The following is a 14315-nucleotide window of genomic DNA, read 5'->3' on the forward strand; positions in this document are numbered from 1 at the left end:
TGGGATGCAGGCCTGTACGAAAGAGCAAGATGGCCCGTATCTGATGGAGAATTTAGCCTAACGGCGGGCAAAGGTTTCGTTGTCTACCGTGACGTCGAGATCCGACAGCAGGCCGTTTTCGACGCTGTAGATCCAGCCGTGTACCGCCACCTTCTGACCGCGCTCCCAGGCGTCTTGCACTATGGTGGTGCTGGCGACATTGCCGACCTGCTCGATGACGTTGAGCTCACACAGGCGATCGAAGCGGGTCTTCTCATCAAGCTCCGCCAGCTCCTTGGCGTGCAGGCGATGGATATCGCGGATATGGCCCAGCCAGTTGTCAATGAGTCCGAGGCGATCATTGCCCATGGAGGCCTTGATGCCGCCGCAGCCGTAGTGGCCGACCACCATGATATGTTTAACCTGGAGCACCTCCACCGCATATTGCAGCACCGAGAGGCAGTTGAGATCCGTGTGGATCACCATGTTGGCGATGTTTCTATGAACGAACACCTCGCCCGGCATGAGGTCGATGATCTGGTTCGACGGTACCCGACTGTCCGAGCAGCCAATCCACAGATACTCGGGATTTTGCTGTTGGGCCAGTTGTTCAAAGAACTTAGGATTCTCTTCCAGGATGCGGTTGGCCCAGCGGCGGTTGTTGTCGAACAAAGGTTTAAGTAGTTTCATTTAGTTAAAATCATGTCTATGAAGAAGATTTTGCAGGGCAGCATTCTAACATTAAATAGTTACCCTGCTGGTCTACTCAGTCTAGATGCTATCCTTTAACTAGGGCTAATCCGAATAGCTGTCGACCTGAATGTTCGCCTTATCCTAAGTGTTTTCCAAAGAAGTCACTCAGATGCTGATTGATCCACTCACTCTGTTCCAGTGTCGAGATATGTCCCGCCTCGGGGATATGCAAAAACTCGCTGCCGTCGATGGCATCGTGCATCAGATAGGCCTCCAGCACGGGGCTGGGCTTATCCTGGGTGCCCGTCATGATAAGGGTCGGCAGGGTCAGCTGCTCGATATCTTCCATGATGTCGCGGCGACCGAAGATGATGCGGCCAAGGCGTGATATGCTCTCCAGCCGTTCTGGCGCAATGCTCGCGAGCGACGCCTTAAAGGAGGCGATAAGCTCAGGCTGTTTCTGCTCGACATTGTCACTAAAGAATAGCGGCGCTATCTGCTCAATCAGCGGCTCAGGTAACCGACCTGCGGCAGTCATGGCATCGAGCATGGCGTAATACTTGGCGCGGCTGACTTCGGGTTCGAAGCCGAGGAAACAGCCCATCATCACCAAGGTCTTTACCCGGCGCGGCGCCATCAGGGTCAACTCGGTGCCCCACATGCCGCCAACTGACAGGCCAAGAATGGAAAACTCATCGATCTCCAGGCTGTCCATCAGCGCCAGATAGTGCTCGGCCAGATGTTTGAGCGAGCGGCAACCGCTTGGTAGAACATCTGAATGACCATGCGCCCAGAGATCGGGCACGATACAGCGGTAGTGCTGGCTCAGGTGGGCAAGCTGCGGCGCCCACATGGCGCTGTCCCAAAGGTAGCTGTGGCCCAGCAGGAGTACAGGTCCCTGGCCGATATCCAGATAGCTCATCTGCTGGCCGTTTAGATTGAAACTATGACGAAAACTGTCGAGGTTCATGGGAAATCACTTCTTGATAATGGGGTTAACCGGCCCGTTTGGTGAGGGCGCGACAAAATAGACGTAGCGCGAAACCAGCGCCTCCAGACGGGTGAGAATAGGGGCCTTAAGCTCAATATTCGCCTGCTCGAGCCGCGCCTTAAGCTTATCTGTATCGAAGGTGGCCAGATACGTATCGGCGAGGGGATAATAGCTCAGGTGCCAGGGCTCTGGGCTGACGCCACTTAGACCCAATTGATAGGGAAAATAGAAGCCGAAATCGGCGGCATTTGCCATTAACCACAGATGCAGCTGATGACAGGGGCCGCCCGGGTGATATTCGCTGTCGATGAGTTGTAACGATTCACGGCTGATGTTTTTGGCATCAAACAGGTCGAGATCTGTGCCCCAGTGATGGCGCGACATGCCCGGCATTGCCGACCAGAGCAGGATGGCATCTAGCAGCTGATTATCGTCTAAGCGCTGGATATCTATGGGGCGAGAGGCCTTGTCTAGAACAGGCCGTTTGCCACTCGCCTTGGCATTCCAGATCCCGAGCTGGCGGTCAAAATCGCGGTAGCTAGAGCAGATGGCTATCTCTATGCCATCAATGGCGGCGGCTGTCTGCATCTTAATGAACTGGGCGGCGCACTCGGGGGCTAATCTGTGCCCCTGACATTCCATCAGGGGCAAGTTGCCTTCGCCGTAAAGATCCATTTGCTCGCTAGTGCTAGCTAGGGCTTCGGCGGCCTTACGGCTATTGGCGTCAGGGGTTAGCAAAGCAGTTTTTCCAGGATACGTTCATACACCTTGGCCAGCTGCTCGATATCCTCGACCTTGACGCACTCGTTCACCTTGTGAATGGTAGCGTTAACCGGGCCAAGCTCGATCACCTGGGCGCCCGTGGGGGCGATGAAGCGCCCATCCGAGGTGCCGCCCGATGTCTGGGGATCGGTCTCTGTGCCCGTGATCTCGTAGATGGCTTCGCGGGTGGCGTCCAGCAACGGCCCCGCGTCGGTGAGAAACGGCAGGCCGTTGAAGATCCAGCTGATATCATAGTCCAGTCCATGGGCATCTAAGATGTTGAGAACCCGCTGGATCAAGATCTCCGCGGTAACTTCGGTGGAGTAGCGGAAGTTAAACATCACCTCCAGGCTACCCGGGATCACGTTTGAGGCGCCAGTGCCGCCATTGATATTGGCGATTTGAAAACTGGTAGGCGGGAAAAACTCGTTGCCGTTGTCCCATTTCATGCGCGCCAGTTCATCCAGGGCGGGGGCCGCCTTGTGGATAGGATTGTCGGCCAGATGGGGATAGGCGACATGGCCCTGAACGCCCTTGACGGTGAGGTTACCCGTGAGGCTGCCGCGACGGCCATTCTTGACGATATCCCCCAGCTTATGGGTAGATGATGGCTCGCCAACCAGAGACCAGGTGATCTTCTCGTTGCGGGCCTCCAGGGTGTCGATCACCCGCGTGGTACCGTTGATGAAGGGGCCTTCCTCGTCGCTGGTGATCAGAAAGGCGATGGAGCCTTTGTGATCCGGGTGCTTGTCGACGAAACGCTCGGTGGCGACCACCATGGCGGCCAGTGAGCCTTTCATGTCGGCGGCGCCGCGTCCGTGAAGGTAGCCGTCGATCACCACGGGCTCGAAGGGCGGTGTGTGCCAGCGATTAAGATCGCCCACTGGCACCACATCCGTATGGCCGGCAAAGCAAAACAGCGGGCCTTGATCGCCGCGTCGCGCCCACATATTGGTGGTGTCTTCAAACACCATAGGCTCGATATTAAATCCCTTGGCCGCGAGGCGTTTGGCCATCAGTGGCTGACAACCTTCGTCTAGCGGGGTGACCGAGGCTCTGGCAATCAGATCCTGGGCCAGCGTGAGGACATCCTGGCTCATCGGTTGAAGATCTCCTCATATTGTGCCGGCTTGAAACCGACGCTGAGCTCTCCCTGATGTTCCAGCACCGGGCGCTTGATCAGGGTGGGATAGGTGAGCATGAGGGCAACGGCTTTGGCTTGGTCTATGTCGGCCTTCTCGGCGTCGCTCAGGTTACGGAAACTGGTGCTGCGTTTGTTAAACAGGCTCTCCCAGCCAATCTGTTCGACCCAGGTGTTAAGCTGCGCTTCGGTGAGACCGTCGACGCGAAAGTCGTGAAAGGTGACGGCTTGTTGGTTGGCATCGAGCCATTTGAGGGCTTTCTTAACTGTGTCGCAATTCTTAATACCGTATAGGGTCAAAATCTGATTCTCCGTATGGGGTAACGTCCGACCAGAAACGTTGTGATGTCTTATTCGTGTCAGTTACTTTGGCCAGCTTTGCTGGCAAGTGCAGTGACTTGCAGGTCTTTTTTTGGTTATTGTGGCACCGAGTCGCCTCTGCCTCAAGGGCTAAGCAGGACGCAAGTGTCTGTTTGAAAAAAAATCACCCAGGTTTAGGTGAGAAGCCGCTGCCCGGCGCTAACGCACCGGGGAAAACGAGAGTTATATCAATCAGAAAGAGATTAGCTAATTACCGGGATAGGGATTAAAGCTGAACCGAGAAGATCACATCTTTACCGGCTTCGATACTGCCGTGACGCTTGTCGAGTCCCTGAATATCTTCCATGTTCGCCAGCACCACAGGCGTGAGCAGGCTCTCGACATGGGCCTTGAGGTAGTCGAGATCGAATTCGAGTATGGGATCGCCAGCCTTAACCTGTTGACCCTCTTCGGCCAGACGGGTAAAGCCGTTGCCCCTGAGTTCTACCGTGCCGACGCCGAAATGCACAAACAGCTCGAGCCCTTGGGGTGACTCGATACTGAAGGCGTGGTTGGTTTCGAAAATCTTACCTATGGTGCCATCTACCGGCGCCACTATCTGTTTGCCCTTGGGCGCGATGGCAATACCGTCACCGACTATCTTCTCGGCAAAGACCACATCCGGCACTTTCTCGATAGCCACTATCTCGCCCGACACTGGCGCGTACACGTCGATGCCGCCCGTGATAGGTGGCTGACCAGAAATTAAACGTCTTATGCGGCTCAAAAATCCCATTAAATTGCCCCTGTGTTAGCACGCTGTAGTGTCGTGATAAATTATGCCTAGCATACTCAAAAATTATCAAGAGTGACAGTGTGTTAATAATTGATTTAACGCATCGATGCGCGAAATTTGCAAGGCCTTGTGCGCAAGTTCGACACAATCTGGGTAAGACCAACGACTGAGGGCCTGTTTAACCTCGAGTAGTGAGGCCAGGTTGACGCTAAACTCCTCGAGCCCAAGGCCTATTAGGAGCGCTGTGGCGCTGGGGTTACTGGCCAGCTCGCCACACATGGAGACTCGCACCTTGGCAGCCTTGGCTTGTTCGATAATCTGGGCGATCAGGCGGATGATCACAGGCGAGAGCACCGGATATTGGTCGATCAGCAGTGGATTGGCGCGGTCGGCGGCCATAGTATATTGGGTGAGATCGTTGGTGCCTATGCTGACAAAATCCAGCAGGGGGAGCATGGAGGCGAGATTAAACACCGCCGCCGGGGTTTCCACCACTATGCCAAGCTCGAGTTCACCAAAGCCTTTTTCCGCCTCCACAAGCTCCTGTTTGCACAGCTCCAGCAGCGCAAGAACCGCTTCGAGTTCCTCCACCTGATTGACCATGGGAAACATGAGGCGGATAGGACCATGGTTGGCGGCCCTGAGGATCGCCTTGAGCTGGGCACTAAACAGCTTAGGATGGGCGAGTGTGTACCTGACGCCTCTGAGGCCCAGTGCAGGATTCTCCTCGCTGTCCATGGCGAGGGTTGGCACCTCCTTGTCGGCGCCCAGATCCATGCTGCGAATGGTGAGCGGCTTGCCGTCGAGCAGCTGCAAAGCGTCACAGTAGAGCTGATACTGGCGGTTCTCGTCCGGCAGCTCGTGGTTGTTCATAAACAGAAATTCGGTGCGAAACAGGCCAACCCCCTCGGCGCCCACATCGGCCAGGTGATTGATTTCGCTGATACAGCCGACATTTGCCAGCAGGGGAATGGAGCGGCCATCCTTAGTCTGGGTGACTGTGCCTTTTAAGGCCAGTAGCGCCGACTTGCGCTCGTCCGCCTGCTGTTTCTGGGCGTTAAGATCATCTATCTGCGTCTCGTCGGGCTCAAGATAGAGCTCGCCATTGATGGCATCTACCGCCAACACCATGCCATCCGTCACCTCTAGTGTCTGCCAGGGGCAGCTCATCAGAGTGGGAATGCCCGCGCTGCGGGCCAGGATCGCGGTATGGCTGGTGACGCCGCCGGTCTGCAGTACCAAGGCGCTGACGCGCTCAAGTGGCAGGGTGGCGAACTCGGCCGGGGTAATATCTTTAGCTAGGACGATAGCATTTTCCGGCAGGCGGCTGAGGTTGTCGCAGTGTCCGGTAAGCAGGGTGCGGATCAGGCGCTGACCCAGACTCAGCACATCTTCGGCGCGCCTTGCGAGATAGGGGGAGTCTGCCTCTTGCATCGCCTGGGCCTGTTTGGCGAAGCTGTGCTCCACCGCCAGGGCCGCTGAAAACTGGCGCTTGCCTATGGTGTCGCTGAGCTCGGCCAGTAACTCTTCATCCTCTAACAGCAGGAGATCGGCTTCGATCAGCTGGTAGTTGTCCGATTCGGGATCTAGCTTGGCGGCGCAGGCCTGGCTTTGTTTGATGAGGGTCTTGAGGGCGCGATTGAGTCTTTGCTGCTCGCGGGCGAGCTGGGAGGGAGGCAAGAGGTGATAGTCGAGTTTGCTTTCATAGGTGCGAAGCACCTTGGCCTGCCCGAAGGCGATGCCCGCCGATACCGCTATGCCTCTCATCGTCATCCTGACTCCTGTTAACTTAAGGTGATGAGCAGCTCGGCAACGGTATCAACCGCTGGCTTTGCCTGCTCGCCATCGGCGCTGACCTTGACCTCCACGCCCTTGTAAAGGCCCAGGGTCTGCAGCTTAAACAGGCTTTTGGCGCTGGCCTGCTTGCCCTGGCATTCCACTATGATGTCACAATCATAGGCCTTAGCTGCCTTAACGAGCAGGGCGGCTGGCCGGGTATGAATGCCGTGCTCGGCCATGATGGTGACTGTTTTTTGGTACATAAACTCGCTCTTTGGAAATGACGCTCGGCGCTTAGGCCTGGTAATGAATGATCTGATAGTTGGTCTTCTTCAGCGCCTGTATCGCCTGTTGCAGCTTGTCCTTCTTCACCAGAATATAATCGGTATCGAAGGTAGAGATGGCAAAGATGCTGATCTTGGCTTCTGCCAAGGTGCCTGAGACGCTGGCGAGGATCCCCGTCATGGAGAAACCCAGCGGACCGACCACCTCGAGGCAGCGCCAGTCGCTCTCCTCTTCGAGGCTGTCGAGTTGCAGCTCGGCGGGAACCACCACAGAGAGTTCATCTTTGGTCTTGCCGATGAAAAACATGGGCTGACGAAACACCTCGGGCACTAACTCACTGTCTGGGCTGAAGCTGTGAATACTGTATAGCTGAGGATGTACCGCTAACGTCATTCGAGCCATGGTTATGTGATCCCATCGATGCTGAAAAATGTGATGTCGTTAAGCTTATCACAGATTTAACGCCCGCTGTCGAGCTTTGAGCCGGGATTTTTAGTGCCTGAGTTTTAGTCGGGATAATTAACTGCCCTTCGCCTTTGCAGCAAAATAAAAGGGAGCCATCTGGCTCCCTTCTTTATCTCTAGTCTGGCTCACGCTGTCCAATTAAGAGATTAGTTTTAAACCTTGAACTGACCCAAGATCTTGGCGCTGGTCTGACTGATTTGACGCAGAGACTCGGCGGCCATGCGATTGCTCTCGTTGGCCTTGACCGATACCTCAGACAGCTCAGTGATGCTGCAGATGTTGCGGTTGATCTCTTCGGTCACCAGGGACTGCTCCTCGGTGGCGCTGGCTAGCTGGGTGTTCATGTCGCTGATATGGGCGATCAGCTCTAGGATGGTGTTGAGGGATTCACCCACGGCCTGGGCTTGCTGCTGCAGCTCCACCGATTGGGTCTGCGTATCGCTGTTGCTGTGCATCACGTTGGCGACGCCATTTTGAATATCAGTGATGATCTTCTGGATCTCGTTGGTGGAGTCTTGGGTGCGATTGGCCAGGGCGCGCACCTCGTCGGCCACCACGGCGAAGCCTCGGCCATGGGCGCCGGCGCGGGCGGCCTCGATGGCGGCGTTTAACGCCAGCAGGTTGGTCTGATCGGCGATGCCGCGGATCACATCCAATATGCTGCCGATCTGCTCGGAAGACACCCCAAGGTGCTGGGTGATGCCTTCGGCATTCTTCAGCTCCTGAACCAACTTATGGGTATTCTCTACCGTGCCGTCCATCTGCTGCTTACTGTCCTGAGCCTGCTGCTTGACGCTGTTAGCGGCATCGGCTGCCTGCTGGGTGCTGCTGGCCATCTCATGAGTGGTGGAGAGCATCTGATTGATGGCGGTGGCGACGCTACTGGTCTCCTGATGCAGGTGATCGACACTGGCGTTAGATTCGGCAACGGCATTAAATAAACGGTCGGCGTCCTGGTTGAGATCGTGTCCAACCGGTTGGAGATCGGCAACCATCTTGTTGATCTTACCTACGAAGTTGTTGAAGGCGATGGCGAGGGCCACCACTTCATCTTTGCCTTGGGTGGGCAGGCGCTTGGTCAGATCGCCTTCACCCTCGGCAATATCTTTCATCGCATCGATAGCCTGATTCAGCGGCGAGCTGATGGAGTGATTGAGGATCAGGAAGAAGGCAAAGATAGGCACAGAGATCAGCAACATGATCCCCAGATAGTTGTACATCACGCTGATGGTGGTGTCGTTGACATCGCTCATGTAAGAGGTAGTCACCAGTGTCCACTGCCAGGCAGGGAAGGTGCGGGCTTCCATCAGGGCTTCTTCCTGCTCGCCTGTGATAGGGTTTCTCATCTCCATGCTGGCCTTGGCGATGCCCGAGGCCATGGCCTTGTCCAGTAACTTATCTAAAGCGTTGCCGCCCATCTGGCTGGTGAGCTTTGATGCCTTGATGCCGAGCTGGTCAGGCGATGCACCATTGGCCAGCAGGGTATGATCTGCATCGAACAGCAGGAAATAGCCGCTCTCGCCATATTGGATCTGATTGACCAGATTCGCCGCCTCTCGCTGGGCGTCTTCTGGCGTCAGGATATTTTGCTGGCTCTGGCGGTAGTGAGTGTCGATCACACTCAGGAGCGTGGATAGCTGCGCGTCGTTTTGCAGCCATTTCTGCTTAATCAGGTTGTTGCGCTGCTCGTTGATCGAAAAGCTGGCGAAGACAAAGGTGCCTATGGCGGCAAGCACCAGCATTAAGATGAGGCGCTGTAGAATGGTGAACCTTCTGAGGATCGCAAGCATGTTATGTCCTATCAATAGCCCGGTTAAATGTTGCTAATATACAGGCTAACGAAAGGGTTGAGAATGCGGTGGCAACGAATAGTCAATCGATTGACTGTTTATTGTTAATTAATTGAACTGGCTCACGTTGACTCCGGATCTTTTTGGCATTTTTACGCAACCGAACAATGTGTGTTGCCTCCTTTGTGAGGCAGTTAACGGCGTTTTTTAAAGGCCTTTGATAGGGAACGGATGACGGAGAACCGTACAAGATGTCACGATTTTACGAACCGCAGATCTGGTTGTTATTTCGCCGCTGAATGAGAATTAACTAATCCCCTGTTTTGATTTTGATTTTTATCGTAATAGCGCGCAGAATGGAGTATGACTCTTTTTTGACATGTGATGAGACTATGACCTCGCAAGTGATCAGTTCCGACGATATTTTGCTAAAACTCTGCCATTCGGTGTGCCGGGTGCTGACCAGTACCACGGGCAGCCAGGTGAGCCATGCCGCCATGGTGCAGAGCATCACTAAGACCTGCCTCAAACCAGATCTTGGCTGCTTCTCCATCTTCGACGGTGGATTCTCAGGCCTTGTGGTGATCAACTTTTCGGCCCCGGCGGCGGTGGAGATCTACCAAGCCTATATGAAGCAGATGGGGATGCCCGAGTCTGAGCTGGCCTTCTCCCATACCTCGGATGAGGTGGGGGATGTGATGGGCGAGTTGATGAACCAGATCCTGGGCGACTTTATCGTCAAGGTAAACAAGGAGCTGCAGACCTCGATCAATCAGAGTCAGCCTAAGATGCTGACCATTAACAAAGAACTGACCATCTCCATCGACACCAACCTGGATGAGGCGGTGGCGCGCCGCGTCGCCTTCAAGACCGCCAGAAACCATATCTTCTATCTGGAATACGCCATGGATAAGACTGAATTTATCAAGCTGGCAGATTTCGAGCATGAGGAAGACGATCCCGATGCCTTGCTGGCCCAGCACGGTCAAGGAAGCCAGGCGGCAGACCCTTCTTGGTCGGCGGCAGTTAATAGTGCCGTTGTGGTCGACGATTCTGATGATCTGATGAAGGAGCTTGGGATATAATCGAGCTTCTTAAGGGGCGGGCGTTGGCTCGCCCTGTTTGTGTATAACAAGGTCGCCCATAATTATGACAACGAAAGCTACCTCTATCGATATCGCTTACCGCGCCGGGGTGTCACAATCCACGGTATCGCGGGCATTGCGAAACAGTCCGCTCGTCAATGAAGAGACGCGCTTGAGAGTACAGGCCATTGCCAAGGAACTTAATTACAAGGTCGACAAGAACGCCAGCAACCTGCGCACTCAAAGCAGTCTGACCCTGGCGCTGTTATTGTGTGAAGATCCCACCAACGACGATTCGCTGATCAATCCATTCTTCCTCTCCATGTTGGGTTCTATCACCCGGGCAACGGCGCAGCAGGGCTATGATCTCCTGGTCTCCTTTCAGCAGCTTAGCAGCGATTGGCACGCCGATTATGAAGACAGCAATAAGGCCGATGGCATTATTCTGCTCGGTTACGGCGACTACATGGATTACGAGGAGAAGCTCAATAAGCTGGCGGCGCAGAATACTCACCTAGTGATTTGGGGTCCGGCGCAGCATAAGTCCTCCGTGCTCTCCATTGGTTGTGATAACCGTCAGGGGGGCGTGTTGGCCACCGAGCATCTGCTGGCCAAGGGGCGGCGTAATATCGCCTTCATCGGCGATGCCTCAAGCCATAGCCCAGAATTTCAGGCGCGCTACTTGGGTCATCAACAGGCGCTCAAGGCGGCAGGTGTGCCGCTACAGAAAAACCTGCAGGTGGATGCCATCAGCACGGAAAGCTCGGGCTTCGAGGCGGCCAATCAACTGCTGGCGCAGAAACGTTCCTTCGACGCCATCTTCGCCGCCAGCGATCTCATCGCCATCGGCGCCATGCGGGCGCTGAAAGAGCAGGGGCTGAGGGTGCCTGAGGATGTGTCTGTCGTGGGTTATGACGACATTCCTGTGGCGAGCTTCGCCAATCCGCCGCTGACCACCATCAAGCAGAACACTAAACTCGCCGGTGAGATCTTGGTTGAGAGCCTGCTGAAGCAGATCAAGGGGCAGGAGGTGAGCAATCAGTTGATCCCCACCAGCCTGATCGAGCGCGAGTCCTGCGGCGAAAAGCGTTAGCCTAAATAGGCTCGCATAAACTTTTCTAGCTGATGCTTAGGTTGACGTTGTAGCTTAAGCATCAATTCAAAACTGGGTGCAGGGCAGGCCCATCTCTGTGATACCGCATCGCTCAGCGCCAGCCATAAGGCACCGGTAACCTCGGCGTCGTTCAGCGCGCGGTGAAACACGCCATCGTTGGCGATACCTAAATAATTCACTAAGGTGCCTAGCTGATGGTTAGGCACCGCTTGAAACAGGCGTCTTGCCAGCAGCAGCGAACAGGCAAAGGGCTGGGATTGCTCCAGGTCGATGCGCGCAAATTCCGCCGTTAAAAATTTCTGATCGAAACTGGCGTTGTGAGCCACCAGATGACATCCCTGGATGAAGTCGGCAAAGTCAGCCATCACGGTCTCGCAACTTGGCGCATCACTGAGCATCGCATTGGTGATCCCTGTGTAATCAGCGATGAAACTGCTGACGGCAAAGCCGGGATTCATCAGCTGCTGAAACCTATCGACCACTACACCTTGCTGTAATTTAACCGCCCCTATCTCGATGGCACGATCGCCCTGTAAGGGGGAGAGGCCTGTGGTTTCAAAATCCAATACCACTATGGCATCTTGGGACATAAGGGCTCCTGTATGGGGAAAGACACAAAAGAAAAAACCCTAACAACATACATTGTTAGGGTTTTTAGTAAAGAAACTTCAGTTAAGGAGTAAGATTACTTCTTAGCTTCTCTTTCTTTAACTTCAGCGATAACTTTTTCAGATACGCTGTTAGGACATGGTGAGTAGTGTGAGAACTCCATAGAGAACTGACCACGACCAGAGGTCATTGTACGTAGAGAACCGATGTAACCGAACATTTCTGAAAGCGGTACGTCAGCCTTGATACGAACACCAGTCACACCTGCTTGCTGATCTTTGATCATGCCGCGACGACGGTTAAGGTCACCAATTACGTCACCTACGTTGTCTTCTGGGCTGAATACGTCAACTTTCATGATAGGCTCAAGTAGTTGCGCGCCAGCTTTTGGCATAGATTGACGGAATGCGCCTTTAGCAGCGATTTCGAACGCGATAGCTGATGAGTCAACTGCGTGGAAAGCACCGTCAGTCAGTTCTAGTTCAACGTCTAGTACTGGGAAGCCAGCAACGGTACCAGTCTGCATCATGCTCTCGAAACCTTTCTCAACAGCAGGCCAGTATTCTTTAGGTACGTTACCACCAACAACAGAAGACTTGAATGTGAAGCCAGTGTTTGCTTCGCCTGGACGGATAACGTAGTCGATCTTACCGAACTGACCAGAACCACCAGATTGCTTCTTGTGAGTGTAGCTATCAGCAACTTCTTGAGTGATAGTTTCACGGTATGCCACTTGTGGCTCACCTACAATCAGCTCAACGCCGTAAGTACGCTTCAGGATGTCTACCTTAATGTCTAGGTGAAGTTCACCCATACCCTTAAGGATGGTTTCGCCTGAATCTTCGTCAGTTTCAACGCGGAATGATGGATCTTCTGCGATCATCTTACCGATAGCGATACCCATCTTCTCGCTGCCGCCCTTGTCTTTAGGGGCTACTGCGATAGAGATTACTGGCTCTGGGAACACCATGGCTTCCAGAGTACATGGGTGCTTAACATCACACAGAGTGTGACCAGTCTGAACGTTCTTCATACCCACGATAGCGATGATGTCACCAGCTTGTGCGGTTTCAAGTTCGTTACGCTCGTCAGCCTGCATTTCACACATACGACCGATACGCTCAGTCTTACCTGTTGCAGAGTTCAGGATGGTGTCACCCTTGTTGATACGACCTGAGTAGATACGTACGAAGGTCAGGGCACCGAAACGGTCATCCATGATCTTGAACGCAAGAGCTTTCAGAGGTGCATCAGCGTCAACGATAGCGTGTTCGCCAGTCTCGTTACCTTCTTCGTCAGTCAGAGGCTGTGGATCAACTTCTTGTGGCGCAGGTAGGTAATCAACTACCGCGTCTAGTAGAAGCTGCATACCTTTGTTCTTGAAAGCAGAACCACAGTATGTTGGGAAGAAGTGCATGGTACGAGTACCTTCACGGATACAACGCTTGATGTCTTCCATAGCTGGCTCTTCGCCTTCCATGTAAGCTTCCATCAGATCGTCGTCCATCTCAACGGCAGACTCGATCAGTTGCTCACGGTATTCTTCAACCATGTCAACCATGTCAGCAGGTACATCTTCGATGCTGTAGTTTTCAGCTTGTCCAGATTCGTCCCAAACCCATGCTTTACGGGTTAGTAGATCGACAACACCCTTGAACTCATCTTCGATACCGATAGGCAGTACCATTACGAGTGGGTTAGCCGCAAGAACGTCTTTAGTTTGCTTAACAACGCGCAAGAAGTCGGCACCCATACGGTCCAACTTGTTTACGAAGATGATACGCGCAACTTCAGATTCGTTTGCATAACGCCAGTTGGTTTCTGATTGTGGCTCAACACCACCAGAACCACAGAATACACCGATACCACCGTCTAGTACTTTTAGAGAACGATAAACTTCAACTGTGAAGTCAACGTGGCCAGGGGTGTCGATGACGTTGAAACGGTGATCGTTCCAGAAGCAACTTACAGCAGCAGACTGAATGGTAATACCACGCTCAGCTTCCTGTTCCATGAAGTCGGTTGTAGATTCACCATCATGAACTTCACCGATCTTATGAATCTTACCGGTTAGCTTTAGGATACGCTCTGTTGTGGTGGTCTTACCCGCATCAACGTGAGCGAAGATACCAATGTTTCTGTACTTTGATAAATCAGTCATTTTTCTACTCTATTGGAGTTACGTTCTAAAATTCGGGGGGAAGTATATCAATACTTTTCAAATTTTTTTATTCATTTTTATCAATTTTGCTGAAATATCATCTTTATCGGGAGAAATTACCCACTCTAGCATCCTCCACATAAGGGGCAAACCCATAGCCGGTGCGGATTTCGCTCATAAAAAGAACATGATGTTATAACCCGAAATTTCGTTATATCTTTTTATATGGGGATGTGGTGGGGGATCACAGCCAGGTTACAGCCTTTATGGAAGAGGGGGATTTTAGGGGGAACTGGGGCGAAATAGATTAACGTTGAAAAGCGCCTTTGTAAGCGGCCTCTTTGGACTTGGATTGGCCTGGTTAA

Annotated in this window: 14 protein-coding genes; 2 read left to right on the top strand and 12 right to left on the bottom strand. The window is 53.4% G+C overall.

Going from position 1 to position 14315, the window contains the following annotated elements; all coding sequences use genetic code 11:
• Positions 1 to 57 precede the first annotated feature (57 nt).
• The 10 genes from can to SHEW_RS09665 form a co-directional block, all read right to left on the bottom strand.
• Positions 58 to 669, bottom strand: a complete 612-nt coding sequence (can, locus tag SHEW_RS09620) for a carbonate dehydratase (RefSeq protein ID WP_011865657.1) — start codon at positions 667 to 669, stop codon at positions 58 to 60.
• Between the two features lie 139 nt (positions 670 to 808).
• A complete protein-coding gene (locus SHEW_RS09625) occupies positions 809 to 1642 on the bottom strand; it encodes an alpha/beta fold hydrolase (RefSeq protein WP_011865658.1) in 834 nt (277 codons plus the stop codon).
• A gap of 6 nt (positions 1643 to 1648) precedes the next feature.
• Positions 1649 to 2401: a M15 family metallopeptidase gene (locus SHEW_RS09630; protein ID WP_011865659.1), complete on the bottom strand. Its 753-nt coding sequence runs from the start codon at positions 2399 to 2401 to the stop codon at positions 1649 to 1651.
• Positions 2395 to 3525, bottom strand: a complete 1131-nt coding sequence (dapE, locus tag SHEW_RS09635) for a succinyl-diaminopimelate desuccinylase (protein WP_011865660.1) — start codon at positions 3523 to 3525, stop codon at positions 2395 to 2397. Before dapE ends, SHEW_RS09630 begins: the two co-directional genes overlap by 7 nt.
• A complete protein-coding gene (locus SHEW_RS09640; protein WP_011865661.1) occupies positions 3522 to 3866 on the bottom strand; it encodes an ArsC family reductase in 345 nt (114 codons plus the stop codon). The genes dapE and SHEW_RS09640 overlap by 4 nt, the downstream gene beginning before the upstream one ends.
• Positions 3867 to 4152: 286 nt before the next feature.
• A complete protein-coding gene (gene crr, locus SHEW_RS09645; protein WP_011865662.1) occupies positions 4153 to 4662 on the bottom strand; it encodes a PTS glucose transporter subunit IIA in 510 nt (169 codons plus the stop codon).
• A 66-nt stretch (positions 4663 to 4728) separates the two neighbouring features.
• Positions 4729 to 6435 (bottom strand): phosphoenolpyruvate--protein phosphotransferase, encoded by a 1707-nt coding sequence (ptsP, locus tag SHEW_RS09650; protein WP_011865663.1) that lies wholly within the window; start codon positions 6433 to 6435, stop codon positions 4729 to 4731.
• Positions 6436 to 6446: 11 nt separating this feature from the next.
• Positions 6447 to 6704 carry an HPr family phosphocarrier protein gene (locus SHEW_RS09655; protein ID WP_011865664.1) on the bottom strand — a complete coding sequence of 86 codons (258 nt, stop codon included), beginning with the start codon at positions 6702 to 6704 and terminating at the stop codon, positions 6447 to 6449.
• Between the two features lie 31 nt (positions 6705 to 6735).
• The gene (locus tag SHEW_RS09660; protein WP_011865665.1) at positions 6736 to 7128 is read right to left on the bottom strand and encodes an ACT domain-containing protein; all 393 of its coding nucleotides are present in this window, start codon (positions 7126 to 7128) and stop codon (positions 6736 to 6738) included.
• 215 nt (positions 7129 to 7343) lie between these two features.
• Positions 7344 to 8981: a methyl-accepting chemotaxis protein gene (locus tag SHEW_RS09665; protein WP_011865666.1), complete on the bottom strand. Its 1638-nt coding sequence runs from the start codon at positions 8979 to 8981 to the stop codon at positions 7344 to 7346.
• A gap of 392 nt (positions 8982 to 9373) precedes the next feature.
• Between SHEW_RS09665 and SHEW_RS09670 the strand changes: the two genes are divergently transcribed.
• Both SHEW_RS09670 and SHEW_RS09675 read left to right on the top strand, forming a co-directional pair.
• A complete protein-coding gene (locus SHEW_RS09670; protein ID WP_011865667.1) occupies positions 9374 to 10066 on the top strand; it encodes a DUF3334 family protein in 693 nt (230 codons plus the stop codon).
• Positions 10067 to 10130: 64 nt separating this feature from the next.
• Positions 10131 to 11159 carry a LacI family DNA-binding transcriptional regulator gene (locus SHEW_RS09675; RefSeq protein WP_011865668.1) on the top strand — a complete coding sequence of 343 codons (1029 nt, stop codon included), beginning with the start codon at positions 10131 to 10133 and terminating at the stop codon, positions 11157 to 11159.
• Here the strand turns inward: SHEW_RS09675 and SHEW_RS09680 are convergent.
• Positions 11156 to 11770: a 3'-5' exonuclease gene (locus tag SHEW_RS09680; protein ID WP_011865669.1), complete on the bottom strand. Its 615-nt coding sequence runs from the start codon at positions 11768 to 11770 to the stop codon at positions 11156 to 11158. The two genes, SHEW_RS09675 and SHEW_RS09680, sit on opposite strands and share 4 nt — an antisense overlap.
• Positions 11771 to 11865: 95 nt before the next feature.
• Positions 11866 to 13950, bottom strand: a complete 2085-nt coding sequence (fusA, locus tag SHEW_RS09685) for an elongation factor G (protein ID WP_011865670.1) — start codon at positions 13948 to 13950, stop codon at positions 11866 to 11868.
• Between the last annotated feature and the right edge of the window lie 365 nt (positions 13951 to 14315).

The sequence above is a fragment of the Shewanella loihica PV-4 genome (assembly GCF_000016065.1).
GTDB classification, from domain to species: Bacteria; Pseudomonadota; Gammaproteobacteria; order Enterobacterales; family Shewanellaceae; genus Shewanella; species Shewanella loihica.